The 24842-nt window shown below is 72.8% G+C and carries 21 protein-coding genes, 1 pseudogene and 1 riboswitch; of the genes and pseudogenes, 13 read left to right on the top strand and 9 right to left on the bottom strand.

The genetic code is table 11. From position 1 onward, the window contains the following. Window positions 1-173: 173 nt before the first annotated feature. The 3 genes from AB0K07_RS29030 (at window position 174) to AB0K07_RS29020 (ending at window position 2103) form a co-directional block, all read left to right on the top strand. Window positions 174-593, top strand: a complete 420-nt coding sequence (locus AB0K07_RS29030; RefSeq protein ID WP_363760214.1) for a YchJ family protein — start codon at window positions 174-176, stop codon at window positions 591-593. 202 nt (window positions 594-795) lie between these two features. Continuing rightward, on the top strand, window positions 796-1512 hold the full coding sequence (locus AB0K07_RS29025; RefSeq protein ID WP_363760211.1) for a hypothetical protein: 717 nt from the start codon (window positions 796-798) through the stop codon (window positions 1510-1512). A gap of 210 nt (window positions 1513-1722) precedes the next feature. Then, window positions 1723-2103 carry a VOC family protein gene (locus AB0K07_RS29020; RefSeq protein WP_363760208.1) on the top strand — a complete coding sequence of 127 codons (381 nt, stop codon included), beginning with the start codon at window positions 1723-1725 and terminating at the stop codon, window positions 2101-2103. 60 nt (window positions 2104-2163) lie between these two features. Here AB0K07_RS29020 and AB0K07_RS29015 read toward each other — a convergent pair whose 3' ends face one another. From AB0K07_RS29015 to AB0K07_RS29005, 3 genes and pseudogenes are all read right to left on the bottom strand, one after another. Beyond that, complete coding sequence (locus AB0K07_RS29015; protein WP_363760205.1) at window positions 2164-3456, bottom strand: MFS transporter; 1293 nt, start codon at window positions 3454-3456, stop codon at window positions 2164-2166. Window positions 3457-3980: 524 nt separating this feature from the next. Further along, a pseudogene (locus AB0K07_RS29010) lies at window positions 3981-4739 on the bottom strand (hypothetical protein); the annotation flags it as partial. Window positions 4740-4818: 79 nt separating this feature from the next. Then, a complete protein-coding gene (locus tag AB0K07_RS29005; protein WP_363760202.1) occupies window positions 4819-5688 on the bottom strand; it encodes an SPFH domain-containing protein in 870 nt (289 codons plus the stop codon). A gap of 378 nt (window positions 5689-6066) precedes the next feature. Between AB0K07_RS29005 and AB0K07_RS29000 the strand changes: the two genes are divergently transcribed. The 7 genes from AB0K07_RS29000 to AB0K07_RS28970 all read left to right on the top strand — a co-directional run bounded on the left by AB0K07_RS29000 (window position 6067) and on the right by AB0K07_RS28970 (window position 12173). Further along, a complete protein-coding gene (locus AB0K07_RS29000; protein ID WP_363760199.1) occupies window positions 6067-7197 on the top strand; it encodes an N-acetylmuramoyl-L-alanine amidase in 1131 nt (376 codons plus the stop codon). Between the two features lie 140 nt (window positions 7198-7337). After that, window positions 7338-7751, top strand: a complete 414-nt coding sequence (locus AB0K07_RS28995) for a VOC family protein (RefSeq protein ID WP_363760196.1) — start codon at window positions 7338-7340, stop codon at window positions 7749-7751. 61 nt (window positions 7752-7812) lie between these two features. Next, the gene (locus AB0K07_RS28990; protein WP_363760193.1) at window positions 7813-9387 is read left to right on the top strand and encodes an FMN-binding glutamate synthase family protein; all 1575 of its coding nucleotides are present in this window, start codon (window positions 7813-7815) and stop codon (window positions 9385-9387) included. Between the two features lie 55 nt (window positions 9388-9442). Next, entirely contained in the window at window positions 9443-9961 is a 519-nt protein-coding gene (locus tag AB0K07_RS28985; RefSeq protein ID WP_363760190.1) for an N-acetyltransferase, read from the top strand. Then, the gene (locus AB0K07_RS28980; protein WP_363760187.1) at window positions 9958-10473 is read left to right on the top strand and encodes a GNAT family N-acetyltransferase; all 516 of its coding nucleotides are present in this window, start codon (window positions 9958-9960) and stop codon (window positions 10471-10473) included. The genes AB0K07_RS28985 and AB0K07_RS28980 overlap by 4 nt, the downstream gene beginning before the upstream one ends. Window positions 10474-10525: 52 nt before the next feature. Next, entirely contained in the window at window positions 10526-11713 is a 1188-nt protein-coding gene (gene dinB / locus AB0K07_RS28975; protein WP_363760184.1) for a DNA polymerase IV, read from the top strand. Between the two features lie 112 nt (window positions 11714-11825). Further along, window positions 11826-12173 carry a hypothetical protein gene (locus AB0K07_RS28970; protein ID WP_363760181.1) on the top strand — a complete coding sequence of 116 codons (348 nt, stop codon included), beginning with the start codon at window positions 11826-11828 and terminating at the stop codon, window positions 12171-12173. 74 nt (window positions 12174-12247) lie between these two features. Here the strand turns inward: AB0K07_RS28970 and AB0K07_RS28965 are convergent, their stop codons facing one another. Then, window positions 12248-12904, bottom strand: coding sequence for a transglycosylase family protein (locus AB0K07_RS28965; RefSeq protein ID WP_363760178.1), 657 nt, complete (start codon window positions 12902-12904; stop codon window positions 12248-12250). Next, window positions 12905-13077, bottom strand: a riboswitch (cyclic di-AMP (ydaO/yuaA leader). Between the two features lie 257 nt (window positions 13078-13334). Then, entirely contained in the window at window positions 13335-15251 is a 1917-nt protein-coding gene (gene htpG / locus AB0K07_RS28960; protein ID WP_363760175.1) for a molecular chaperone HtpG, read from the bottom strand. A 161-nt stretch (window positions 15252-15412) separates the two neighbouring features. On the opposite strand from htpG, the gene AB0K07_RS28955 reads away from it, so the two are divergent. Then, entirely contained in the window at window positions 15413-16111 is a 699-nt protein-coding gene (locus AB0K07_RS28955; RefSeq protein WP_363760172.1) for an SDR family oxidoreductase, read from the top strand. A gap of 94 nt (window positions 16112-16205) precedes the next feature. Here the strand turns inward: AB0K07_RS28955 and AB0K07_RS28950 are convergent, their stop codons facing one another. After that, window positions 16206-16712, bottom strand: coding sequence for a hypothetical protein (locus AB0K07_RS28950; protein ID WP_363760169.1), 507 nt, complete (start codon window positions 16710-16712; stop codon window positions 16206-16208). A gap of 132 nt (window positions 16713-16844) precedes the next feature. Continuing rightward, window positions 16845-18602, bottom strand: a complete 1758-nt coding sequence (locus tag AB0K07_RS28945) for a M28 family peptidase (protein ID WP_363760166.1) — start codon at window positions 18600-18602, stop codon at window positions 16845-16847. 318 nt (window positions 18603-18920) lie between these two features. On the opposite strand from AB0K07_RS28945, the gene AB0K07_RS28940 reads away from it, so the two are divergent. After that, on the top strand, window positions 18921-21812 hold the full coding sequence (locus AB0K07_RS28940) for an ATP-binding protein (RefSeq protein ID WP_363760163.1): 2892 nt from the start codon (window positions 18921-18923) through the stop codon (window positions 21810-21812). Between the two features lie 139 nt (window positions 21813-21951). On the opposite strand, the gene AB0K07_RS28935 is transcribed toward AB0K07_RS28940, so the two are convergent. Then, the gene (locus AB0K07_RS28935; protein ID WP_363760160.1) at window positions 21952-22602 is read right to left on the bottom strand and encodes a hypothetical protein; all 651 of its coding nucleotides are present in this window, start codon (window positions 22600-22602) and stop codon (window positions 21952-21954) included. Window positions 22603-22721: 119 nt separating this feature from the next. After that, window positions 22722-23909, bottom strand: a complete 1188-nt coding sequence (locus AB0K07_RS28930) for a snapalysin family zinc-dependent metalloprotease (protein WP_363760157.1) — start codon at window positions 23907-23909, stop codon at window positions 22722-22724. A gap of 270 nt (window positions 23910-24179) precedes the next feature. On the opposite strand from AB0K07_RS28930, the gene AB0K07_RS28925 reads away from it, so the two are divergent. Then, window positions 24180-24752 (top strand): hypothetical protein, encoded by a 573-nt coding sequence (locus AB0K07_RS28925; protein ID WP_363760154.1) that lies wholly within the window; start codon window positions 24180-24182, stop codon window positions 24750-24752. Window positions 24753-24842 lie beyond the last annotated feature (90 nt).

Raw genomic sequence — 24842 nt, 5'->3', positions numbered from 1 at the left:
CGCGCTGCGATACACCACCCGGGGCGCGGCAGGATCCCGACGACGAGGCACAACCAAACCCAACACCATCGGTACGACAAAACCCCCGGCCGCCAACCCGGCAAACGTTAGTGGACACCGCACTAGCAACGGTCGGTGCTTGGGGCCGGCCATTGGTGCGGCAGGATGACGGCGTGGGCAAGCGTGCGGGGCGCCGGCGGGCGGACGCGACGACGGGACGCGCCTGCCCGTGTGGCTCCGGTCGGGCGTACGCCGACTGCTGCGGCCCGGCGCACGACGGCCTGGCGCAGGCGCCGACCGCCGAGGCGTTGATGCGCTCGCGGTTCAGCGCCTTCGCTCGCGGCGATGCTGCCTACCTGCTACATAGCTGGCACTCCTCGACCCGACCGGCACGCCTCGAGCTGGACCCCGGGCAGCGGTGGACCCGGCTGGAGGTCGTCGAGACCGAGCGCGGCGGCCTGCTCGACACCGCCGGCACCGTGACGTTCCTCGCGCACTACCGGGACGCGGGTCGGCCGGGCACGCTGACCGAACGCAGCCGGTTCGTCCGCGAGGACGGCCGGTGGGTCTACCTCGACGGCGAACAGCCCTGACGGCCGCACCGAAGGCCGTTTCGGGCGTAGGATGACGTCGGCGTAGTCCTGCGCCGCACCTCCCTCCCGGCGCTCACGCCGCTGGCCACGCGGAGGCAAAGGGGGCCCTGGAGCCCTCGGGACGTGGTGCCACATGCCCCACTCCGGCGGGGTCGACGGGAGCGTGAGTCCCGGTGACTGTGCCGTTGACCGGGAGCATGCGATGACCAACCAGAGATCGTTCAAGACCCGGGTCCGAGCCCGGATGGTGAAGACCGGCGAGAGCTACACCACCGCGCGCCGGCACCTGATCAATCGGGCCGCCACACCCACCGCCGCGCCGGCACCGGACGTGTCGCCGTCTGCGGCGCCGGCCGCGGCGCAGACCGAGCGGATCGCCGACGACCTGATGCGCGCGCGGACCGGCCGCGGCTGGGCGGAGTGGTTCGCCCTGCTCGACGCCGTGGGCGCCACCGAGCGGACGCACACCGAGATCGCCCGCCAGCTGGTCGTCGGGCACGAGGTGGCGGGCTGGTGGGCACAGAGCATCACCGTCGGGTACGAGCAGGCGCGCGGCCTGCGCGCGCCCGGTCAGCAGCGCGGGGGCGGCTTCTCGGCCAGCGCAAGCCGGACGGTGGCGGTGCCGGTGCCGCGGCTGTTCGAGGCGTTCGCCGACGAGCCGGCGCGCGCCCGATGGCTGCCGGTCGTCGAGGTGCGCGTCCGCACCGCCACCGCGCCCCGCAGCTTCCGGGCCGACTGGGCCGGTGGTCCCACCCGAATCGTCGTCGGCTTCGACGCGGTCGGCGAGTCGAAGGCCCGGGTCAGCGTCTCGCACGAGAAGCTGACGGGGGCCGAGCAGGCTGCGGAGCTGAAGGCGTACTGGCGGGAGCGGCTCGCCGCGTTGAAGGTGCTGCTGGAGTCGGACGGAGACCACCGTTGACATCCTCCACCGCCCTGAAGGGCGGGGATTCCCTCGGTCGCCCGAGGGGCTTCCTGCTTCGCCGGGCCGCGCCTTCACCGCTTGCACGGGTCGGGTCTCACCGTCCTCCACAGGCGTTAGTGGATCATGTAACACGACTATCGAGGGGAGGGAGCGGCGTTTCCTCCTCCGGTTGTATAGGGAGGTGACCACGCCGCGATCCCGATGGCCATGACGTTCATCAACCTGCCGGTGCGTGACCTGACCACCGCCGCCGAGTTCTACCGGTCGCTGGGCTTCACCAGTGAGCAGGCCGAGCTGGACGGGGACAGCATGGCGCTCACCGTCTCCGACAGCACCCGGCTGATGCTGCACCTCCGCTCGGCCTTCGAGGAGTACACGGGGGTCGCCGTGACGGACACGGCGACCAGCCGGGAGGTCATCGTGGGGCTGGCGGTGGAGAGCCGGGAGCGGGTCGACGAGCTGATCGACCAGGCGGCGGTCGCCGGCGGAGAGGCGCTGGGGCCGGGGACGACCAACGGCCAGCTGTACATGCGCGGCTTCCGGGACATCGACGGCCACCAGTGGTCGTTCCTGCACGTCAGCGGCTGAGCCGGCGCCCGGCGGCCGTCGCCGCGACCCCCGCCGGGCTCGTACCGCACGTCACCCCGGTCAGTCCGGGCGCATGCCGACCGTCGCGACGCCGCCCCGCGTGCCCGCGCTGCCCGTGGAGCGCGGGTGGCGGGCCAGCAGCACCAGCGCCACGATGAGGTACGCGCTGGCCGCCACCGCGAACGCCACCGCGTTGCCGGCCGCCGTGGCGACCAGGCCGTAGCCGACGAACGTCACGATGACCAGCACGTCGGTGGCCATCCCGGCGAACGACGTGACCGTGGCGCGACTGCTCCCGGTGATCCGCTCCTGGAGCCGCGCGTCGGCCAGCACGGTGGCCAATTGCGCCGCCCCGAACGCCACCGCGAGCAGCACGAACCCGGTCGGGTGCGCGATGAGGGCTCCCCCGGCCAGCGCACCGGCGACGACGACCAGCAGGGCGGCGTAGCCCCGGCCGCTCAGCCGCTCGCCCGCCGGGGCGAGCAGCCCACCGGTGGTCACCCCGGCCCAGAGCAGCAGGAGCAGCAGCGGCACGACCTGCGCCCCGACGCCGGTGTCCAGGGCCAGCAGCGGCGTGTACTCGTCCAGGGCGCCCCAGTCGGCGGTCACCACCGCGACCAGCAGCACGGCGGCCCGCACCGGTGGACGCGTACGGACCTGCGCCACCCCGGCGCGCAGGGCGTCCCACCAACCCTGGTCGGTGTCGTCCACGCCGGACGGCGGTGTCGGGTCGGGTTCCCCGGCCACGGCGGGCGCGGTCGGCGGCGGGCGGTGCTCCGGGAAACGGCCGGCGACAGCCGCCGCGAGCAGACCGGCGAGCACGCTGCCCACGCCAACCGCCGGGTAGCCGCCGGCGGCGAGCACCGGGCCGGCGAGCACCCCGGACACCAGCACGCCCAGCACGCCCGCCGTCTGGGCACGGCCCAGCACCCGGGCGTACCGGCCGGCCGCGCCGAGCCGGTCCAGTTCGGTCCAGACCAGCGCCTCCAGCGCGCCGGAGACCAACGCCCCGCCGGCACCCCAGAGCAGGAACCCGACCGCGAACGCCGGGTACGACGGGACCAGCACCCAGAGCGCGTACCCGGCGGCGGTCACCAGCGGCGCGAGGCGCAGCAGCAGCCGGCGGGACACCGCGTCGGCCCAGGCGCCGGAGGGCACCTCGAACAGGATGCCGGCGACCGACCAGATGACGAAGAGGGAGGAGATCTGCCCCACCGACAGCCCGGTGTCGGCGAAGAGCAGCGTGTACACCGGGTAGAGCAGGACGAGGTCACTGAGGAACGCGTACCCGTAGAGGGTGGTGGTCAGCCGGCGGACCGGCGGGTCGGGCACGCGTGCGGCGATGCGGGTCATGAGGCCTTCCCGTGGGAGTGGAGACGGACACCGGACGTGCGGTGCCCGCGGTGGCCCACGGGATCGGACTACGGCGCTGGATCAATGTCGCCAGGTCATGTCGGCGATGCTAGACCCGCGTCGCGGGGCCGGCCAGCGATTTCGGCGCGTCGGACGACACGCGGCGGGGCGGGATCCTCGCGGATCCCGCCCCGCTGTCCCGCTCGGTGTCAGCGACGGTTCGGGTCGACGGGCGGAATGACCGTGGTGGTCTCGCTGTCGTCGCTGGCGCGCTGGTCGGGCGCGACGCGGTCGGTGCCGGTGCCCACGACCTGGGTGGTGTCGGCGTCGCGGCCCGTCACCTGCGTCTCGTCCGGGTCGGACGGCCGGGGGACCACCTGCGTCGTGTCGTCGCCGGAGGCCCGGGTGGGCACCGGCGACGTCTCGGCGTCGACGCCGAGGGTGACGACCTGGGTGGCCTCCGGGTCGGAGGAGGGCCGAACCACCTGGGTGGCGTCCGGGTCGGCCGGGCGGGTGACCACCTGGGTGGCCTCCGGGTCGGTGCCGGTGGTCCCCCGCCGGGCCAGTTCCGCCTCGGCCTCCCGGCGGCCGGTCCGGTAGGCACGGGCGTGCGTGGCGATCAGCTGCGACTCCTGCTCCGCCCGGGTCAGCCACGACTCCCAGCGGCTCTGCATCGGACGGATCAGGCCGCCGCCGACCCCGACGACGAGGATGCCGCCGACGGTGGCCAGCACGGCGATCAGCACCGGCGTGGTGACCGCGGTGGCCACGCCGATCTGGTTCAGCGCGGCGATGACACCGAGGCCGAGGATGAACACCGAGGCGATGCCGGCCAGCACCCGGCCGTACGACAGCCCGCCGAGCGCGCCACCGATGATGTCCTTCACGGCGCTGGCGATGGCGGCGGCGACCACGACGATGACGATCGCCACGAAGGCGCGGGGCAGCCACGAGACCACGGCGGCGATCAGGTCGGAGATCGGGTTCGGCCCCCAGATGCCGAAGGCGAGCTGGAGGGTGAGCAGCAGCACCGCGTAGTAGACGAGCTTCGCCACGATGTCGCTGGCGTCGTAGCGGGAGCGGCTCAGGGCCCGGCGGACGCCGCCGCGTTCGACGGCGCGGTCGAAGCCCACCCGTTCCAGCACCTTCTCGACGATCTTCAGCACGGCCTTGGCGATCAGCCAACCCGCCACCAGGATCGCCAGGAAGGCGACGGCCTTGGGCAGGAAGAGCATCACCGAGCGGAGGGCGTCGCCCACCGCGTCGCTGACGTTGTCACTCATCTGGTTTTCCTCCACGCGGGGCAGCTGGGACGGTCGGCCCCCGACCTACCCCCGCCGGCTCGCGTGGAAACGCGGCGGCTCAGCGACCCGGCGCCGCCGAGCCGTCGTCGCCCTGCTCGGCGGCGGTGGCCACCTGCTCGGTCACCGGCCCCAGATCGGGCGCGGCGGTCGGCTGGCCCGGCCCTGCGGCGTGCGGGGCCATCTGGTCGAAGAAGCGCAGCAGCTCGACCGGGAAGGGCATGACCAGCGTGCTGTTCTTCTCCGCCGCCACGTCCACCACCGTCTGCAACAGACGCAGCTGGTACGCGCCGGGCGTCGCCTCCATCGCGCGGGACGCGTCGGCGAGGCGTCGCGATGCCTGGAACTCGCCGTCCGCGGCGATCACCCGGGCCCGGCGTTCCCGTTCCGCCTCGGCCTGCCGGGACATCGACCGCTTCATCCCCTCCGGCAGCGAGACGTCCTTGACCTCCACCCGCTCGATGAGCAGCCCCCACGGCTTCTCGGTGGGCGCGTCGATGACGGACTTCAGCTCGGCGTTGACCCGTTCCCGGTCGCCCAGCACGGTGTCCAGGTCGGCGCGCCCGATCACCGAGCGCAGCGCGGTCTGGGCGACCTGAAGCACAGCCGAGGGATAGTCGTGCACGTTCACCAGCGCCTTCACCGGGTCCACCACCCGGTAGTAGACCACCGCGTCGACGGTGAGCGTGACGTTGTCGCGGGTGATCGCCCCCTGCGCGGGCACGCCGATCACCGTGGTCTGCATGCTGACCCGCATCATCCGGTCGGCGACCGGGACGATCAGGTGCAGGCCCGGCTGGCGGACCTCCTCCAGCACCCGGCCGAACCGGAACACGACGCCGCGCTGGTACTGCTGCACCAGCCGGATGCTGAGTGACAGCACCAGCACCACGACCACGACCACGATGACCAGGCCGACGACAGCTCCCATGACACCCGCGCTCCCCCGGAGGCGCCCGCCTCCCGGGGCGCCGCATACCCGTTCCGCTCCCGACCATGCCCACCCGCGCGCGCCGGGAGCGGCGGCGTTGACCGGCGCCCGGTGCGGCGGGTACGAGATGAGCCGGGACGAGGTTCGCCGACGACCTGCGACGGCGCGACGCCGACGCGGCGTACACCTTCCGTCGGCACCTGCGCCGGATCGGTGGCGCGATCGAGGAGTGAATCGCGGGGGACGTGAATGTCGGACCCCGGTTTGTTCGGCTGCGGACCTCTAGCGCACGGACGAGTCTTGGCAATATCCTCCGGGGAGCGTGCGGCCATTGGAGCTACTTTTCATCCCCCGCCGCCGGCCGCAGGAGGAGAGACCATGCACGTCGACCATTCCGAAGTGGACCGCCGGACGCTGCTGCGGGCCGGTCTCGGCGCCGCCACGGTCGCCGTAGTCGGGAGCGAACTCGCCTTCCCGAGCGCCGCGCACGCCGCCCCCGGCGCCGACCTGGACTGGATCATCAGCTGCGACGAGTGGGCGGCCCGGCCGCCGAAGGACCCGCTGTCGGTCAGCGCCATCCCCACCAACAAGATCATCGTGCACCACATGGCGTTCCCGAACGTCACCGACTACAGCCGCGAGCAGGCGGTCAAGCTGGCCCACGACTGCCAGGACCTGCACATGGACGGCAACGGCTGGTCGGACACCGGCCAGCACTTCACGGTGAGCCGGGGCGGCTACGTGCTGGAGGGTCGGCGGGGCAGCCTGGAGCGCCTCGAAGCCGGTGACCGGCAGATGATCTCGGCGCACTGCCCGGGCGAGAACGGCCGGGCCATCGGGATCGAGAACGAGGGCACCTACGTCACCGAGACCCCGCCGGAGGCGCTGACCGACTCGCTGGTCAAGCTCTGCGTCGCCGTCTGCCGGCAGTACGGGCTGCACGCGCACGACATCTTCGGCCACTGGGACTTCCGCACCACGCAGTGCCCGGGCGCCGCCTTCTACCGCGAGTTTCCGGCGCTGCGCCGGCGGGTGTTCGCCGCCCTCGGCACCGACCTGGCCGACGTTCCGGCGCGCCGCTGGCCCGACCTGTGGCGCTTCGTCAACTCCCCGTCGGTCCGGGTGGTGCAGTACCTGCTCGCCTTCCGCGGTTACCCGGTGACGGTCAGCGGCACCTTCGATGCCGCCACCGTGACCGCCGTTCAGGACTGGCAGGCCCGCAACGGCATCGCAGTGGACGTGGACGCGACGCTCACCACGCCGACGTGGGAGACCCTGGTGCCCGAGCTGGACCAGCACGCCAGCGGCCTGCCGGTGACCGCGGTGCAGGAGATCCTCGCCACCAAGGGGTACGCCGTCACCGTCACCGGGGCGTACGACCACGCCACCCGGGACGCCGTGAAGGACCTCCAGGAGCTGCACGGGCTGCCCCGCAGCGGCAAGATCAGCACGAGCACGTGGTGCACCATCGTCGGCGGGAACGTCCGCCAGTCGTTCCGGCACCGCTGATCCTTCCGGGCACCGGCGGCGGCACGGGCGCGCACCCGCGCCGCCGCCGGACCCGGCACCAGCGCAAACGTGGGCGCGCCTCGTTGTCCACCCTCCACCGGTCTGCGAGGATGACGCCGACCAGGACCAAGGAGGGTGCAGTGCAGACACGACTCAACCCGTACCTGAACTTTCCCGGCACCGCCCGCGAGGCGATGGAGTTCTACCACCGGGTGTTCGGCGGCGAGCTGACGATGAACACCTTCGGCGAGTTCGGCAGCACGGAGCCGGGCCTGACCGACCAGATCATGCACGCGCGGCTGGAGTCCGCCAACGGCTTCACCCTGATGGCGTCGGACACCGCGCCCGGGATGAACCACGTGCCCGGCACCAACATCGCGATCAGCCTCAGCGGCGACAACGCCGACGAGCTGCGCGGATACTGGGAGCAGCTGTCCGGGAGCGGGACGGTGACCATGCCGCTGGAGAAGCAGATGTGGGGCGACGAGTACGGCCAGTGCGTCGACCCGTACGGCATCGACTGGATGGTCAACATCACCCAGCCCCAGGGCTGACCAGCGCGGGGTCGGCCATGGGCCGGTTTGGCCGACGGCGTGGGCGGAAAGAGTGCCGGGCATGAGATGGGCCCGTCGAGCCGTACCCGCCGTCGCCGCCGCCGTCGCCGCGCTCGCCGCGCGGGACCTGATCCAGCGCGACCACGCGCTGCTGCGCAACTTCCCGGTGCTCGGGCGCGCCCGGTACCTGCTGGAGGCGATCGGGCCGGAGCTTCGGCAGTACATCGTGGCCGGCAACAACGAGGAGCGGCCGTTCACCCGGGACCAGCGCCGCTGGGTGTACGCGTCGGCGAAGCAGCAGAACAACTACTTCGGCTTCGGCACCGACAACGACATCGAGTACACGCCCGGCTATCCGATCATCAAGCACCGCACCTTCGGCCGGGCCGTGCCGCCGTCGACGCCGACCGCCGGGCACGACGTGCGGCTGCCCTGCGCGAAGGTGCTCGGCGCGGCCCGGGGGCGGGCCCGCGCGTTCCGGCCGGAGTCGGTGGTCAACATCTCCGGGATGAGCTTCGGCTCGCTCTCCGGCAACGCCGTCGCGGCGCTGAACTGGGGTGCGGCGCTCGCCGGCTGCCTGCAGAACACCGGCGAGGGTGGCCTGTCGCCGTACCACCGCAACGGCGGTGAGCTGGTCTTCCAGCTCGGCACGGCGTACTTCGGCTGCCGCGACGAGCACGGCCGGTTCAGCCTGGACCGGCTGCGCGACCTGGTCGCCAGCGCGCCGGTGAAGGCACTGGAGATCAAGCTGAGCCAGGGCGCCAAGCCCAGCCTCGGCGGGCTGCTGCCCGGCGCGAAGGTGTCCGCCGAGATCGCCGCCACCCGGGGCGTCCCCGCCGGGCGGGACTGCGTGAGCCCGTCCCGGCACGCCGAGTTCTCCGACTGCGACAGTCTGCTCGACTGGGTGGAGCTGCTCGCCGCCGAGACCGGTCTGCCGGTCGGCATCAAGTCCGCGGTCGGCGACCTGGGCTTCTGGCAGGAGTTGGCCAGCCTGATGCGGGACACCGGCCGGGGCGTCGACTTCGTGACGATCGACGGCGGCGAGGGCGGCACCGGCGCCGCGCCGCTGATCTTCACCGACTCGGTGTCGCTCCCGTTCCAGCAGGGCTTCTCCCGGGTGTACAAGGTCTTCGCCGAGCACGACCTGCACGAGCAGGTGGTCTTCGTCGGCGGCGGCAAGCTCGGCCTGCCGGACAACGCCATCGTGGCCTTCGCGCTCGGCTGCGACCTGATCAACGTGGGTCGGGAGGCGATGCTGTCGATCGGCTGCATCCAGGCGCAGAAGTGCCACACCGACACCTGCCCCACCGGGGTGGCGACCCAGAACGCGTGGCTGGCCCGTGGCCTGGACCCGACGCTGAAGTCGGTGCGGGCGGCCAACTACCTGCGGACGCTGCGCCGCGACCTGGTGAAGGTGGCCGAGGCGTGCGGCGTGGAGCACCCCGGCCTGATCGGCACCGACGCCGTGGAGATCCTGGACGGCCGCACCGGCTCCACCCCACTGCGCGAGGTGTACGGCTACCGGCCGGAGTGGGGCCTGCCCTCGCCGGCCGACCGGGCGGAGATCGTCCGGCTGATGGCACCGGAGGCACCGCAGGGCGGCAGCGCCACGCCCTCCCCCACCGCCGTCGGCTGACCGGCGCTCGCGATAACACGTGGAGCGGGCGCGCGGGGCACCGTATCGTGGCGCGGTGCTGATCAGACGCGAGACGCCCGCCGATGTCGACGCCATCCGCGCGGTGCACGCCGCCGCCTTCACCGCGCCGGACGGAGGCGTACCGATCGAGGCGACACTGGTCGACGCGCTGCGCGCCGACGAGGGTTGGCTGCCCGCGTACTCCCTGGTGGCGACCGACCCGGACGGGCAGGTGGTGGGGCACGTGGTGGCCACCCGCGGCCGGGTTGCCGGCGAGCCGGTGGCGCTCGGCCTGGGGCCGCTCGGCGTGCTTCCCGACTGGCAGCGGCGCGGGGTCGGCTCGGCCCTGATGCACGCGGTGCTGGGCGCGGCCGACGCCCGGGAGGAGCCACTGGTGGTGCTGCTCGGCCACCCCGACTACTACCCCCGGTTCGGGTTCCGACCGGCCGTCGAGCTGGGCGTCACCCCGCCGCAGCCATGGGGTCCGCAGTACTTCCAGGCCCGTCCGTTGAGTGCCTGGCGGGAGTCGATCCGGGGTGAGTTCCGGTACGCCGGCCCGTTCGACGACCTGTGAGCACACCGCGCATCCGCCGCCGCCGCGCCACCGACCTTGACGCGTGCGTCGCGGCGCTCGCTGTCGTCCACGAGGTCGACCGGTACCCGCTGAACTGGCCGGCCGACCCGCACCGCTGGTTGCGCGAGCCTCTCCCGGCGCGGGCCTGGGTCGCCCTCGACGCCGATGCCGCGATCGTCGGGCACGTGGCCGTGCACCGGGTGCCCGACCCGCCGGACGGGCCGCTGGCCCGGCCGACGGCCGAGGTTGCCCGCCTATTCGTGTCGCCGGCCGCCCGCGGTCGGGCGCTCGGCGCCGCCCTGCTGGCCCGGGCCGGGAGGTGGGCGAGCGAGCGCGGGACGGACCTGGTGCTCCAGGTGGCCGCCGGCGACACCGCGGCCGCCGCCCTCTACGAGCGCACCGGTTGGCGGTGCACCGGCACCAGCACGGCGGCGTGGACCACCCCGGACGGCAACACCGTGTCGCTGCGCCACTACGCCCTGCGGCCCGACGCCGCACCGCCGGGGCAATAGGCGTTCGCCCAGGTCACTGTGGTGATCGCACGCTCCATGCGAACATATGTACGTGTCGCCCGGGGCCAGCATCCTGCACGCCGACCTGGACGCCTTCTACGCGTCGGTCGAGCAGCGCGACGATCCACGCCTGCGGGGGCGGCCGGTGATCGTCGGCGGCGGCGTGGTGCTCGCGGCCAGCTACGAGGCGAAGGCGCGGGGCGTCCGCAGCGCGATGGGCGGCCAGCAGGCGCGCCGGCTCTGCCCGGACGCGATCGTGGTGCCGCCCCGGATGTCGGCGTACACGGCGGCCAGCCGGGCGGTGTTCGAGATCTTCCGGCAGACCACCCCGCTGGTCGAGGGCCTCTCCATCGACGAGGCGTTCCTGGACGTCGGTGGCCTGCGCCGGCTGGCCGGGCCGCCGGCCGACATCGCCGAGCGGCTGCGCCGGGAGGTGTGGGATCGGGTCCGCCTGCCGATCACCGTGGGCGTGGCCCGGACGAAGTTCCTGGCGAAGGTCGCCAGCGGGGTGGCGAAGCCGGACGGGCTGCTCGTCGTCGCGCCCGACGCCGAGCTGGCGTTTCTGCACCCGCTGCCGGTGGAACGGCTCTGGGGCGTCGGCCCGGTCACCGCCGCGAAGCTGCGGGAACGCCGGATCCGTACGGTCGGCGAGGTGGCCCGGCTCGGCGAGGCGGCGTTGGTGTCGCTGCTCGGCGCCGGCGCGGGCCGGCACCTGCACGCCCTCGCGCACAACCGCGACCCCCGGGCGGTGCAGGTCGGCCGCCGGCGCGGCTCGATGGGCGCGCAGCACGCGCTGAGCCGCACGCCGCACGCGCCGGCGGAGCTGGACGCCGTCCTGGCCGGCCTGGTCGACCGGGTGACCCGGCGGATGCGGGCGGCCGGGCGGTCCGGGCGCACGGTGATGCTGCGGCTGCGCTTCGGCGACTACACCCGGGCCACCCGCTCGCACACCGTCCGCAAGGCGACCGCGGACACCACGCCGCTGCTCGCCGCCGCGCGGGCGCTGCTGCGGGCCGCCCTGCCCGAGATCGACCGGCGGGGCGTCACGCTGATCGGCGTCTCGGTCGGCAACCTGGACGACAACCCGGTGCAGCCGGAGCTGCCGTTCCACCACGATCCGGGTGCCGAGCTGGACGCCGCGGTGGACGCGGTCCGTGACCGGTTCGGATCGGCGGCGCTGACCCGGGCGGTGCTGCTCGGCCGTGATCCGGGCGTCGAGATGCCGCTGCTGCCGGACTGACCGGCACCGGATGGTCTCCGGCCCGGCTGCGCCGGACATCACAACGGGTGCGGGTTTAGCGACCGCCTGAGCGGTCACGTAGTGACGATCAGCCTTACCAGGGGGGACCACCATGTCCGACGACACCAGCAACCGTCCGAGCCGGCGCGAGCAGCGTCCCGGCGACGTGACCGACCCGCTGCTCTGGCAGCTCGCGATCGACGTGCTCAGCGCCCATGAGCCCGACGAGGACGGCGCCTGCACCAACCTGCTCTGCGCCGGCCAGCCGTGGCCGTGCGCGGCCCGCACCTCCGCTGAACAGTCGCTCCGACTGGCCCGTGGTGCGGCCGGCACACCGTCCACAGTCGCGTCAGAGCGGGACGAGGGCGCCACCACACCTGCTGACCGGCCCGCTGAGGGCGTTCCGGCCGCGCGCCGGGCCTGGTCGGCGCTTCCGGAGGCTGCCGCGTCGGCCGCCTGACGCCCGCCCCTTTCCCGACACGTCCGCGGGCGCCCGACCGGAATCCGGTCGAGCGCCCGCGCGTCGTGCGTGCGTCAGAGGGCGAGCCGCTGACCCGGGAAGATCAGACCGGGGTCCGCGCCGACCAGCTGCCGGTTGCGCTCGTACAGGGCCTGCCAACCGCCGCCGACCTGGTGCGCCTGGGCGATCTTCGACAGGGTGTCACCCGGCTTGACCAGGTACGTCCTGCCGTCCGTCGCGGGCGCGGTGCGCCGGTGGTTGCGGGTCGCCGGCTGCTCGCCGCGCGACGACCGCTCCCGCGGCTTGGCAGTCGAGTCGGACTTCGAGGTGGACGTCGACGAGGACTTCGCGGCGGAGCCGCCCGACGAGCCGCCCTTCCTGCCGCAGGTCGGCCAGGCGCCGATGCCCTGCCCGTCGAGCACCTTCTCGGCGATGGCGATCTGCTCGCCGCGGCTGGCCAGGTCGGCGCGGGCGGCGTACTTCTTGCCGCCGTAGCCGGCCCAGGTGCTCTGCGAGAACTGCAACCCGCCGTAGTAGCCGTTGCCGGTGTTGATGTGCCAGTTGCCGCTGGATTCGCACTGGGCGATCGCGTCCCAGTTGACCCCGGCCTGGGCCGGGGCGGCCGGGCCGAAGAGGGCGACGGCGCCGGTGATCGCGCCGACGGCCAGGGTGCCGACGGCGACGCGGCGGGTGGTGACCCGTCGATGACGGGGCGTGTAGTCAGGTGACATGTGTGCTTCCTCCACGCCGGCGAGGTGAGCTGTCGGGTTCGGGCCGAGGAGCCCGGCCGCGCGGTGGCGGCTTCACCCCGAGGTGACGTGCACCGAGGAACGTGTGGGTCCCCCGCTCCTGCCCGGGTGACTGGGTTCCGACGGCCGGGGGCAGGATTTGGCGTTGCCGGTCGCGGTGTCCGCATTGGCGAACCCGACCGACGTTAGGCACGGTCGGTGACGGTCGCCCACCTTTTATGAACTTCTTCACCGGGGCACGCGGGGCGGCTCACGCAGCGGTTGCGGGCGTCGGGAGACTGTGCACTGAGCACGATGGACCGTTTCCGATCGGGTCGGTTCCCGGGCGTCGTGGCGCTCGTCGACAGCGCGCGACGGCCCGGCCGGGCGGGGTCGGCTGAGCGGGCGGCCCGCCGGCCGGAGAAGCCGTCGACTACAGGGTGCGGGCCAGCCGGTCGGCGAGCGCCCGGGTGAACCGGGCCGGGTCGGCCAGCTCGCCGCCCTCGGCGAGCACCGCCAGGCCGTACAGCAGCTCGGCCGTCTCGGTCAGAGCCTCCGAGCCGGCGCTCCGCTCGTGGGCCTTGCGCAGCCCGGCAACCAGCGGGTGACCGGGATTGATCTCCAGGATGCGCTTGGTCGACGGGACCTCGTGCCCCATCGCCCGGTACATCTTCTCCAGGGTCGGGGTGAGGTCGTGCGCGTCGCCGACGACGCAGGCCGGCGAGGTGGTCAACCGCGACGACAGGCGCACCTCCCGGACGCTGTCGGCGAGGGTCGTGCCGAGCCAGTCGACCAGCGCGGCGAACTCCTGTCGCTGCTGCTCGCGCTCGGCCTCGGCCTGCTTCTTCTCCTCGTCGGTGTCGAGGTCGACCTCGCCCTTGGCGATCGAGCGCAGCGGGCGGCCGTCGTACGTGCCGACCCGCTCGACCCACACCTCGTCGACCGGGTCGGTGAGCAGCAGCACCTCGTGGCCCTTGGCCCGGAACGCCTCCAGGTGCGGGGAGTTCTCGATGGTGGCCCGCGAGTCGCCGGTGGCGTACCAGATGTCGCCCTGGCCGTCCTTCATCCGGGAGACGTAGCCGGCCAGGTCGGTGGGCTCGGCCGGGTCGTTGGTGGACGCGACCGACAGGATCTCCAGCAGGGTGTCCCGGTTGTCGGTGTCGTCGATCAACCCCTCCTTGACGACCGCGCCGAACTCGGTCCAGAAGGTGCGGTAGCGCTCGGGGTGATTGGCCTTCAGGTCCTTGACCGTGGCGAGGATCTTCTTCACCAGGCGGCGACGGACGATCTGGATCTGCCGGTCCTGCTGGAGGATCTCCCGGGAGATGTTCAGCGACAGGTCGTGCGCGTCGACGACGCCCTTGACGAAGCGCAGGTAGGTGGGGACCAGCGCTTCGCAGTCGTCCATGATGAACACGCGCTTGACGTAGAGCTGGACGCCACGGCGGCCCTGCGGGGAGAACATGTCCAGCGGGGCGTGGCTGGGCAGGAACAGCAGCGCCTCGTACTCGAAGGTGCCCTCGCCCTTCATGTGCACGACCTCGAGCGGGTCGGCCCAGTCGTGGCTGACGTGCTTGTAGAACTCGTGGTACTCGGTGGCGTCGACCTCGTCGCGGGGCCGGGCCCAGAGCGCCTTCATCGAGTTGAGCGTCTGCTCCTCGCTGGTGGCGTCCGCGCCATCGGCGCCGGGGCGCTCGACGCGCATCCGGATCGGCCAGGCGATGAAGTCGGAGTATCGCTTGACGATCTCCCGGATGGTCCACTCGGCGGTGTAGTCGTGCAGGTTGTCCTCGGTGTCGGCCGGCTTGAGGTGCAGGGTCACCGCGGTGCCCTGCGGTGCCTCGTCGACGGTCTCGATCGAGTACGTGCCCTCGCCGGTGGACTCCCAGCGGGTGCCGCCGCTTTCGCCGGCCTTACGGGTCAGCAGGGTGACCCTGTCGGCGACCATGAACGCGGCGTAGAAACCGACGCCGAACTGACCGATCAGGTCCTGCGAGGCACGGGCGTCGGCGGACTCGCGCAGCTGGCGCAGCAGCTCGGCGGTGCCCGACTTGGCGATCGTGCCGATCAGCCCGACGACCTCGTCGCGGGTCATGCCGATGCCGTTGTCCCGCACGGTCAGGGTGCGGGCGTCCCGGTCCACCTCGATGGCGACGTGCAGGTCGTCGGTGTCGGCGACGAGGTCCTTGTCGACCATTGTCGCCAGCCGCAGCTTGTCCAGCGCGTCGGACGCGTTCGAGATGAGTTCCCGCAGGAAGACGTCCTTGTTCGAATAGATCGAGTGGACCACCAGCTGGAGGAGCTGACGCGCCTCGGCCTGGAACTCCAACGTCTCGGCCCGGTTGCTCACACCGTCTCCCTTCTCGGCTTCTGCGGAGGTTCGCGAAAAGGATACGAGCCGTCACCGGCGGGGTTGTGGGCGCGTCCGGGTCGTATTCCCGATCCCGGCGTGCCGCCGCCGTGACATAGCTGACTTTGGCTAAGAGAAGTCAGGTCGATAACCTGGCTCCCATGAAGATCTCTGGAAGCACCGCTCTCGTCACCGGCGCCAACCGGGGCTTCGGCCGGCACCTCGCCGCCGAACTCCTCTCCCGGGGCGCCACCGTCTACGCCGGCGCCCGCAACCCCGACAGCGTCGACCTGCCCGGCGTGACGCCGGTGCGGCTCGACATCACCGACCCCGCCTCCATTGCCGCCGCCGCCAAGCTGGCCGGGGACGTGAACCTGCTGATCAACAACGCCGGCATCGACTCCGGAACCGACCTCCTCGACGGCGACCTGGACCTCGTCCGGCTGGAGCTGGAGACCCACTACCTCGGCACCCTGTCGATGGCCCGGGCGTTCGCGCCGGTCATCGCCGGCAACGGCGGCGGAACCATCCTCAACGTGCTCTCCGTGCTGTCCTGGGTCAACTTCCCGAAGAGCGGGGCGTACGGCGCCGCCAAGTCCGCCGAGTGGGCGATGACCAACGCGCTGCGCGCCCAGCTCGCCGACCGGGGCGTCCGGGTCGCCGGCCTGCACGTCGGCTACATGGACACCGACATGGCCGCCGGGGTCTCCGCCGCGAAGTCCGACCCGGCGCTGATCGCCCGGATCGGCGTGGACGGCGTCGAGGCCGACGCGTACGAGATCGTGGCCGACGACATCAGCCGGCAGGTGCAGGGCGGGCTGGCCGGCGGAGTGGCCGCGCTCTACCCGCAGCTGCCCTGACCCGCGGCCGGGGCCGCCGCCGATGGTCCGGCGGCGGCCCCGGCGCGGGTACGCGGTCAGCTCCGTCCGTGCACCCGCCTCGGCGTGCGGCAGGTCAGCAACCGCCACAGCTGTAGAAGAGGATGTCCCAGTGACTGCCCTCCTTGGTGTAGAGGTTGCCCGAGGGCGCCCGGTACTGGTAGCCGAAGCCGGCGATGTAGCCGACGTAGGTGTAGTTCGCGGAGATGTAGTTCTGGATGCAGGTGCTCAGCGCGATGTCGAGCTTGTAGCCGTTCCAGTGGCTGTACGTGCCGCCGGCATGCCCGACCTCGGTGCCGGCCGTGATGGTGACCGCGCACCCGCTGGCCCGCTTGAAGGTGATGATGCCGTCGATGGTGGCCTGCCGGACCCCGTCGAACGAGGTGCAGGTGGGGACGTTGCGGTCGCTGCAGTTGCCACTGGAGGTCCAGGAGATGTTGGCGGCGCGCAGCTGCGAGGTGGCGCTGGAGTGGCTGATGGCGAAGGCCGGGGCGGCGAGACCGAGTGCGGCGCCGACCGTGGCGAGGGTGGCCACCAGCAGCGTGAGCATGCGGCGGCGCAGGGTGGATCGGGTGGAAGACATGGCACTCCCGTTCGCGTGTGGGTGGGATTTTTGCGAACCAGGGGCCGGCCTTGAAGGATTTCTACCAGAGATAGACAGGTGTGACTAGTTGTCGGGTGGAGGCGATCGCCCGCCTCCACCCGACGAACCAGGTCAGCTCGCCTGGAGCGTCACGTCGTCGATCACGAAACTGGTCTGCAACGAGGAGTCCTCGGTGCCGGTGAACTTCAGCGTGACCGTCTGCCCGGCGTACGCGGCCATGGTGAACGTGCGCTGGGCGTAGCCGGCGGCCGCGTCGAGGTTCGAGTACGTCGCCAGCGTCGTCGAACCCACCTGCACGGTGAGCCGGTCGTACGCCGTGGAGGCGGTCGTCTCGGCGGTGTCGACGTGCAGCCAGAACGACAGGGTGTAGCTGGCACAGCCGGCCGGCACGGTCACCGACTGGGACAGGGTGTCGGTGTGGGTGCTGCCGTACCCGTCGAGCCACGCCTTGTACGACCCGGTCCGCGCCGGCTGGCTGCTGGAATTGGTGATCACGCCGGTGGACGCGGTCCACGGCGTGCTGCCGCTCTCGAAGCCACCGTTGCCGATCACCTGGCCACCGGCGCAGCCGCCGGTGCCGGTCACCGTGAGCGTGAGGCTGGCGCTGCGGGTGACCGAGCCGGTACCCGTGACCGTGACGGTGAAGGTGCCGGTCGCCGCGCCGGCCGAGGCGGTCAGCGTCATCGTGGCCGATCCTCCGGAGGTCACCGAGGACGGGCTGAAGGAGACGCTCACCCCGCTGGGCGCGCCGGAGGCGGAGAGGCTGACCGACTGCGCCGAGCCGGCGGTCGTGGCGGTGACGACCGTGGCCGTGGTGCTGGCACCCCGCGCGACGGTGCGCGAGGTGGGGTTGACGGCGACGGAGAAGTCGTTGGTCGGGGTGCCGCCGCCCACGGCGAGCTGCCACAGCGCGTACGCCACGCCGTCCGCGGCCCGGTTCAGCACGGTGGCGCTGATGTTGGCGGTGGTGTCGCAGGACCGGTGGTAGCACGGGTCGTAGGCGGAGTTCGCGGTGCCGCCCCACTTGGCCGCCTGCGCGCTGGTCTTGCGGGCGCTCGCCCCCGCGGCGTACCCCGAGGTGGGGATGCCGCCCTGCTGGAACGAGTAGTCGTCGGAACGGCCCTGACCCTCGACGTTCTCCTCCGGTTGGAGCCCCAGCGAGTCCCAGTACGCCTTCAGCGGCGCGGCCGTGGTGGAGGTGAGCCGGTTGATGAAGTAGCCACCGTTGGTCGATCCGACCATGTCGAAGTTGTAGTAGCCCTTGATGTAGCCGCGCTGGGTGGCGCTGAGCGAGTTGACGTAGAAGCGGGAGCCGTTGAGCCCCTGCTCCTCGTCGGTCCACCAGGCGAACCGGACCCGCTTGGTCATGGTCGGGTTCTGCGCGGCCAGGACGAGCGCGTTCTCCAGCAGGGTGGCCGAGCCGGAGGCGTTGTCGTTGATGCCCGGGCCGGCCGAGACGCTGTCCAGGTGGGCGCCGAACATCACCACCTGATCGGCCGGGCCGCCGGGCCACTCCGCGATCAGGTTGTTCGAGGGGTACGTGCAGCTGGAGCAGTTCTGCTCGCTGACGGTGTAGCCGGCCGCCTGGAGTCTGGTCTTCAGGTAGCTGACCGAGGCGGTGTAGCCGGCCGAGCCGGCGCGCCGGTTGCCGCCGTTGCTGCTGGCGATGGAGTTGAACTGGGTCAGGTGCGCCTGGACGTTGGTGATGGAGATGTCCGGCGCCGCCAGGACGGCGGCGGGTGCGGCGATCGGCCGGGCCACTGCCGTTGCGGCGATGGGTGACGCGGTCACCGGCTGGGCGGCCAGCGTCACCGTCATCCCGGTGAACACGGCGAGCGCGATGCCCGCGCTCAGCGTTCTGCCTCTCATGGGGGCTCCTCGGGGGTTGGAGAGTTACCGAGACACTGACAGATGTCGATGTATAGGGCATCGGTCGTTCGTCCGGAACGCCCACCGGTTCGGCGGCGGCCACCGCACCGCCCAACGGGGCCGCCGGAGCCGACACGGCGGGACGGAAAGTCCCGTTTCGCCGCCACCGCTCTCTAGGCTGAGTACCGGCCGACCCGGGCGGCCGGTTCGGTGGGTACCGGGGTCGGCACAGGTGAGTAGAGGTGCCAGGATGGGTAGGTAACGCCAGCAGGGGTCGTCGGGCCCGGAACGGGGGCTAGCGATGGGGCCGGGTCGAGCGTGAGACGACCCAGCGCTGACCTGTTCGCCGGCGGCGGCGACACGGGCCGGATGTTGGCGGAGCTGGACTGGACCGCAACGCCGCTCGGGCCGGTGACCGACTGGCCGCAGAGCCTGCGCGCCGCGGTGCGGATGGTGCTCTCCTCCCGCTACCCCATGCTGCTGCTCTGGGGTGAGCGCTACTCCCAGCTCTACAACGACGCCTACTCCGCGCTGATCGGCGACAAGCACCCGGCCGCGCTCGGCGAAGACGTGCGGGTGACCCTCGCCGAGGGCTGGGACGTGCTCGCCCCGCTGATCCAGCAGGCCATGGCGACCGGGGTGGCCAGCTGGGTGCCCGCCCTGCGACTGCTGCTCGAGCGGGCCGGCTACCGCGAGGAGGCGTACTTCAGCGTCTCGCACGCCCCCGCCCGCGACGACGAGGGCCACACCGTCGGCGTACTGACCGTGTGCAGCGAGGTCACCCAGCAGGTGATCGGCGAGCGGCGGCTACGACTGCTGCGCGACCTGGCCGTACGCGGCGACGGGCGCACCGTCGACGTGGACGCCACCAGCGCCCGGCTCATCGACGCGATCGGCGCCCACCCGCTGGACGTGCCGTTCGCCGCGATCTACCTGCGCGACGACGCGGTCCTGCGCCGGATCGCCTGGGTCGGCGGCGACCCGGGTGACGCCACGGTGGCGGGGGCGCTGCCGGAAGCCACCGAGCTGACCGACCCGAGCACGACCGCCCGCGACTGGGGGCTGCCGGCCGCCGCCGCGGGCGAACCAGCCGAGGTGAGCGGCGTCGCCGACCGGCTGCCCCTGCCGGCCGGCCCCTGGAACGAACCGGTCCGCACCGCGCTGGCGCTGCCGCTACCCGCGGCCGCCGAGGCCCAGCCGCTCGGTGTCCTGCTGGTCGGGGTCAGCCCCACCCGGGGGCTGGACGAGGCGTACCGCTCCTTCTACGACCTGCTGGCCCAGCAGGTCGCGGTGGCGCTGCGCAACGCGCAGGCGTACGAGGACGAGCGGCGCCGGGCCGAGGCGCTGGCCGAGCTGGACCGGGTGAAGACCGGCTTCTTCACCAACGTCAGCCACGAGTTCCGCACCCCGCTCACGCTCATGCTCGGTCCGTTGGCCGACGCGCTCACCGACGCCACCGCGCCACTGGCACCGGTGCAGCGGGAGCGGGTGGAGACCGCCTGGCGCAACGCCACCCGGCTGTTGACCCTGGTCAACAGCCTGCTCACGTTCTCCAGCCTGGAGGCTGGGCGGGCCCGCAGCGACGCCCGCGCCGTCGATCTCGCCACGCTCACGGCCGAGCTGGCCGGCGTCTTCCGGGCCGCCATCGAGCGGGCCGGTCTGACTCTGGAGGTGGACTGCCCGCCGCTGCCCCGGCCGGTCACGGTGGACCCGGTCAACTGGGAACGCATCGTGACCAACCTGCTGTCCAACGCCCTGAAGTACACGTTCATCGGCCGGATCCGGGTCGGTCTGGAGGCCGACGACGAGGAGGTGCGCCTCAGCGTCACGGACAGCGGCATCGGCATCGCCGAGCAGGAGCTGCCGAACCTCTTCGAACGCTTCCACCGGGTGCAGGGCGCCCTCTCGCGCAGTCACGAGGGCACCGGCATCGGCCTGGCCCTGGTGCACGAGTTGGCGCGGCTGGAGGGCGGCGAGGTCCGGGTGACCAGCCGGGTGGGCGTCGGCAGCACGTTCACGGTGGCTCTGCCCTGGTCGGCGGCGGGCCACGTGTCGGCGGCCGGAGCACCGTCCGACGGGCGGGGCGACGTGGCCCGCGCTGCCGCCCAGGAGGCGGCGACCTGGCTGGCCGACCCGGACGGCGGCGTCGCCGAGCCCGATCCGGCCGCCGCACCGGCCGGGGACGAGCTGACCGGGGCACGGATCCTGGTGGCCGACGACAACAGCGACATGCGGGCGTACCTGAGTCGGCTCCTCACCGGCCAGGGCTGGCGGGTACGGGCAGTCACCGACGGCCAGCAGGCCCTCGACACGATCCACCGCGACCCGCCGGATCTGGTCCTCACCGACGTGATGATGCCGGCGCTGGACGGCTTCGAGCTGGTCCGCCGGCTGCGCGCGGACCCGGCGACCCGGGCGCTGCCGGTGCTGGTGCTCTCCGCCCGCGCCGGCGGGGAGGCCAGCGTGGCGGGCCTGAGCCTGGGCGCCGACGACTACGTGGTGAAGCCGTTCGCCGCTGCCGAGCTGATCGCGCGGATCCGTTCCGCCATCCGCAGTTCCCGCGCCAGCGGGGCAGCCCGGTCCGGAGCGGCGTCGACCCGGGTCGACGGCAGCGCGCCGTCAGCGGACGCCACGTCGGCGGACGCCACATCGGCGGCGGCGCGACCTGCCACGGTCACCACCGTCGCACCGGAGCCGACGGCCGTTGAGCCGACCGTCCCGACGCCGGCCGCCGATCCGCCGGGCCACCCGGCCGACACTCTCACCCGGAGCACCGTCGCCGAACCGCCCGCGACCGGGGCGGGCGCGACCGCCGCACCGGACGAGCCGGCCGGCGACGCCCTCGACGTCAGCTGGACGTACCCCTCCGCGCCCACGTCGGCGGCTGAGTTGCGCCGCGACGTCCGGCTGGCGCTGGGTCGCCTGGACGTCGACCCGGACGTGCAGGAGGACCTGCTGCTGGCCGCGTCCGAGGCGATGAACAACGCCGTCGAGCACGCCCAGCGGCCCAGCCGGCCGGAGGTGCGGGTCCGGCTCCAGCTGGGCGACGGCCTGGTCCGGATCTCGGTACGCGACTTCGGCACCTGGCGGGACCGTCGGCCGGCGATGGACCGGGGCCGGGGCGCGCTGCTGATGAACGCCTACGGCGACGTGCGGCTGCTCTCCACCGGCGAGGGGACGACGGTGACCATCGAGTGCCGGCTGGCCTGAGCCGCTTGGTGCAGGCCCAACGCCTGGCCGTACCCGGACGGGGTCCGCTACCGAGGGCCGATCGGGGCCTACCACGACGAGATCCCGCCACGCGAGGGCGCTCGGCCGGCTCGCTGAGCCGGCGGCCGGGCACCGTGCGTCAGGACCGGTGTCGGCGCTCCTGTTCGAGTCGCTCGTCCAGCCGGCCCAGCTCGTAGATGGCGTTGAGGTTGGTCGGCAGCCGGCTGACATTGTCCGGCGCCGGGCCCGGATCCGGTGCGGGGGTCGGTGCGGGGGCGCCGGCGGCGCCGACCGCGCGCACCGCCCGGCGAGGACGCAGGAGCAGCAGCGCCAGCACCGCGAGGACGCCCGCGATCAGCAGGTAGTACGCGGGCAGCATCGGCCACCCGACCCGGTCCGGGGCGGCGAGCGTCGGCGGCGCGACCGGGTCGCCCTCGTTCGGGAGCGGCACGGACGCCTCGCGGGTGCCCCGACCGTCGGCGGTGCGATCGGGTGCGGCGGGTGCCTGCGGTCGCCGGGAGTCGGCCGACGATCCGGCGGGTGTGGGGGTCGGCGCGGGCGCCGCCGGGACCGGCACCACCGGGGCCGACGGCCCGGCACTCGGTGGCGGATTCTGGGTCGGTGTCGGGCTCGGCGGAGCGCTCGGGGTGCTGCCGCCGCCACCGTCGAGCAGATCGTCGACGATCTGACCGATGCCGCCGAGCAGGTCACTGACCGGGCCCGAGGTGGCCGACGGCGACGGCGCGGGCGACAGGGCGAGGGTCAGCACGAGTGCGACGACGGCAGGCATGAGGTCACCTCGGATCGGTCGATGTGCCAGGCACGGTACCCCAGTGCCGTGACGCGTGGGTGACCGGCGGTGCGGGGCGGGCACGCGTGTCGCGTACCCGCCCCTGGCGTCCTGACTGGTCAGACCGGCAGGCCACCACCGACCTGAGTGGAGATCCAGGACCGGATGGACGGCAGATCGACGTAGATGGACGGGCCGGTGGCGCAGGTGGAGTTGTTGTTGCCGGCCCTACTCGTCGCGCCGATCAAGTTCCACACCCCGTTGACCCGGCGCACCTGCGGGCCACCCGAGTCGCCGTAGCAGGCGCCGGAGGTGCCGTTGGTGTTGTTGGTGCAGATCTCGTACGGGCCGTTGATGCCGGAGCACCGGCTGTCGGCCACGATGGACGTGTCCAGCTCGTTGGCGACGGCGGGGGCCGATCCGCAGCCCGGGCGGGGACAGGTCTGGCCCCAGCCGATGATCCGGGTTGCGGTGCCGACCGCGCCGGAGGTCGTCGGGATCGGGGCCGGGGCGTAGCTGACCGCGCTGGCCAGTTGCAGCAGCTTGACGTCGACGCTCGGGTGGTTGACCGCGCGGGTCACCCGGACCACCGTCCCGCCGCTGGTGCGGTTGACGCTGCCCACCCGCACCGAGGACGGCGTCGAGCAGTGCTTGGCGGTGACCGCCCAGTTGGCCTTGATCAGCGTCCCGGTGCAGCCGGAGACGTACACCATGAACGGGTAGTTCTCGGAGGCCGGCCGGCCGCCGACCACTGTCGGCCCGATGTCCCCGGCGCCGTTCCAGGTGTACGTCGCGCCGGTGACCGGGGCGGCGAGCGTGCCGGCGAACAGCGAGTTCACCCGGGACGCCTCGGCCGAGCTGGGGTACGCGTTGCGACAGGTCACCGGGGCGCTGCTGCCGGACATCAGGTCGGAGCAGAGGCCGGTGCGCCGGTCGGGCAGCCCCAGGATGTGGCCGAGCTCGTGGGCGGCGATGCGGTTGCGGTCGTAGCCCTGGTTGACGGCGGTGCGACCCATCCAGATCCGGCCCGAGCCGAGCCCGGTCGGTTGCGCCCGGGGCCAGCCGTCGTCGACGTAGATGGTGATGCTGGCCGGGGTGCCGGGTTGCAGCCGGACCGTGCTGACCCGGCTGTTCCAGATCTGCGCCGCCTGGTCGAAGTTGGTGCGGAACTCACCGGTCCGGCTCGCGTCGTAGTAGACGGTCCGCACGGCGGCGGCCGGAGCGCCGGTGGCGAGCTGCACCCCGGCCGCCGCCAGCACGGCCACCAGTACGGCCTGCGCCGCACGCAGCACTTGTCGTCGGAACATCACGCACTCCCCTGCGGTGGTCCGGCGACCACCGGCCGCCGGTCATTGATATACGTGAATGTTAAAGCGATGGCGGTCGATGCCGGACATAGCGGAACCGTCATACCGGCGGCCGGGGTACCGGCGCCGTCCACGGCCCCCGTCGACCGCCGTTACGTGGCTGTTACGGCACAGCGAAGTGGCCGTGCCGGGGCGGGAACACCGTCACAGCAGAGGGCCACCGGCAACGCCGCCGCGGCGTGGCCCCGAGCATTGGACGGAGACACCACGATGAGGATCAGAAGCGCACTGACGGCGCTGGCGGTCGTGCTCGCCGGGCTGGTCGCCGGCGCGGGCAACGGCGCCGCGGCGAGCACCACCGTGGCGACGACGGCGTCGCCGTACTGCGGTATCACCTGGGGCAGCGCGGAGAAGTCGGCGGGCGCGCTGAGCAGCGCCCCGCTGATCGACGTGCGGACCGGCCGGCACGACTGCTACGACCGGGTGGTGTTCGAGTTCGCCGGGTCGGTGGACGGCTACGCCGTCGGGTACGGCGAGACGTGGACCGAGGGCGAGGGGCTGGCGCTGTCGCCGTACACCGCCGGGGGCGCCCTGCTGCGGGTCTCGCTGCGGGCCCCCGCGTACGACGACTCCCACCTGGGCACCGTGCCCTACCGGGTCGGTGAGCACACCGCGAACCTGCTGCGCTACCCGACGCTGCGCGACGTCGTCTTCGGCGGCAGCTTCGAGGGCTACACCACCTTCGCGGTCGGCGTGCGGGCCCGGCTGCCGTTCCGCACGTTCGTGCTGGCCGGCCCCGGCGGGCACAGCCGGATCGTCCTGGACGTGGCCCACCAGTGGTGACGAGGGAAGGGCCTCTTCCGGGCGCCTGGAGAATCGGAAGGGGCCCTTCTCACCCGGTCCGGCCGGGCCACCGACACCGACCGTTTCGCC

This window comes from Micromonospora sp. NPDC049301, assembly GCF_040678715.1.
GTDB lineage: Bacteria > Actinomycetota > Actinomycetes > Mycobacteriales > Micromonosporaceae > Micromonospora.
Note: the sequence above shows the minus strand (reverse complement) of the source record. Positions and strands in the feature narration are given on the sequence as shown.

Bases quoted from the DNA above. Each gene is read 5' to 3' on its own strand.
- AB0K07_RS29025 (WP_363760211.1), top strand. From the start codon at position 796: ATGACCAACCAGAGATCGTTCAAGACCCGGGTCCGAGCCCGGATGGTG.
- AB0K07_RS29020 (WP_363760208.1), top strand. From the start codon at position 1,723: ATGACGTTCATCAACCTGCCGGTGCGTGACCTGACCACCGCCGCCGAG.
- AB0K07_RS29015 (WP_363760205.1), bottom strand. From the start codon at position 3,456: ATGACCCGCATCGCCGCACGCGTGCCCGACCCGCCGGTCCGCCGGCTG.
- AB0K07_RS29005 (WP_363760202.1), bottom strand. From the start codon at position 5,688: ATGGGAGCTGTCGTCGGCCTGGTCATCGTGGTCGTGGTCGTGGTGCTG.
- AB0K07_RS29000 (WP_363760199.1), top strand. From the start codon at position 6,067: ATGCACGTCGACCATTCCGAAGTGGACCGCCGGACGCTGCTGCGGGCC.
- AB0K07_RS28990 (WP_363760193.1), top strand. From the start codon at position 7,813: ATGAGATGGGCCCGTCGAGCCGTACCCGCCGTCGCCGCCGCCGTCGCC.
- AB0K07_RS28970 (WP_363760181.1), top strand. From the start codon at position 11,826: ATGTCCGACGACACCAGCAACCGTCCGAGCCGGCGCGAGCAGCGTCCC.
- AB0K07_RS28965 (WP_363760178.1), bottom strand. From the start codon at position 12,904: ATGTCACCTGACTACACGCCCCGTCATCGACGGGTCACCACCCGCCGC.
- AB0K07_RS28955 (WP_363760172.1), top strand. From the start codon at position 15,413: ATGAAGATCTCTGGAAGCACCGCTCTCGTCACCGGCGCCAACCGGGGC.
- AB0K07_RS28950 (WP_363760169.1), bottom strand. From the start codon at position 16,712: ATGTCTTCCACCCGATCCACCCTGCGCCGCCGCATGCTCACGCTGCTG.
- AB0K07_RS28945 (WP_363760166.1), bottom strand. From the start codon at position 18,602: ATGAGAGGCAGAACGCTGAGCGCGGGCATCGCGCTCGCCGTGTTCACC.
- AB0K07_RS28935 (WP_363760160.1), bottom strand. From the start codon at position 22,602: ATGCCTGCCGTCGTCGCACTCGTGCTGACCCTCGCCCTGTCGCCCGCG.
- AB0K07_RS28930 (WP_363760157.1), bottom strand. From the start codon at position 23,909: ATGTTCCGACGACAAGTGCTGCGTGCGGCGCAGGCCGTACTGGTGGCC.
- AB0K07_RS28925 (WP_363760154.1), top strand. From the start codon at position 24,180: ATGAGGATCAGAAGCGCACTGACGGCGCTGGCGGTCGTGCTCGCCGGG.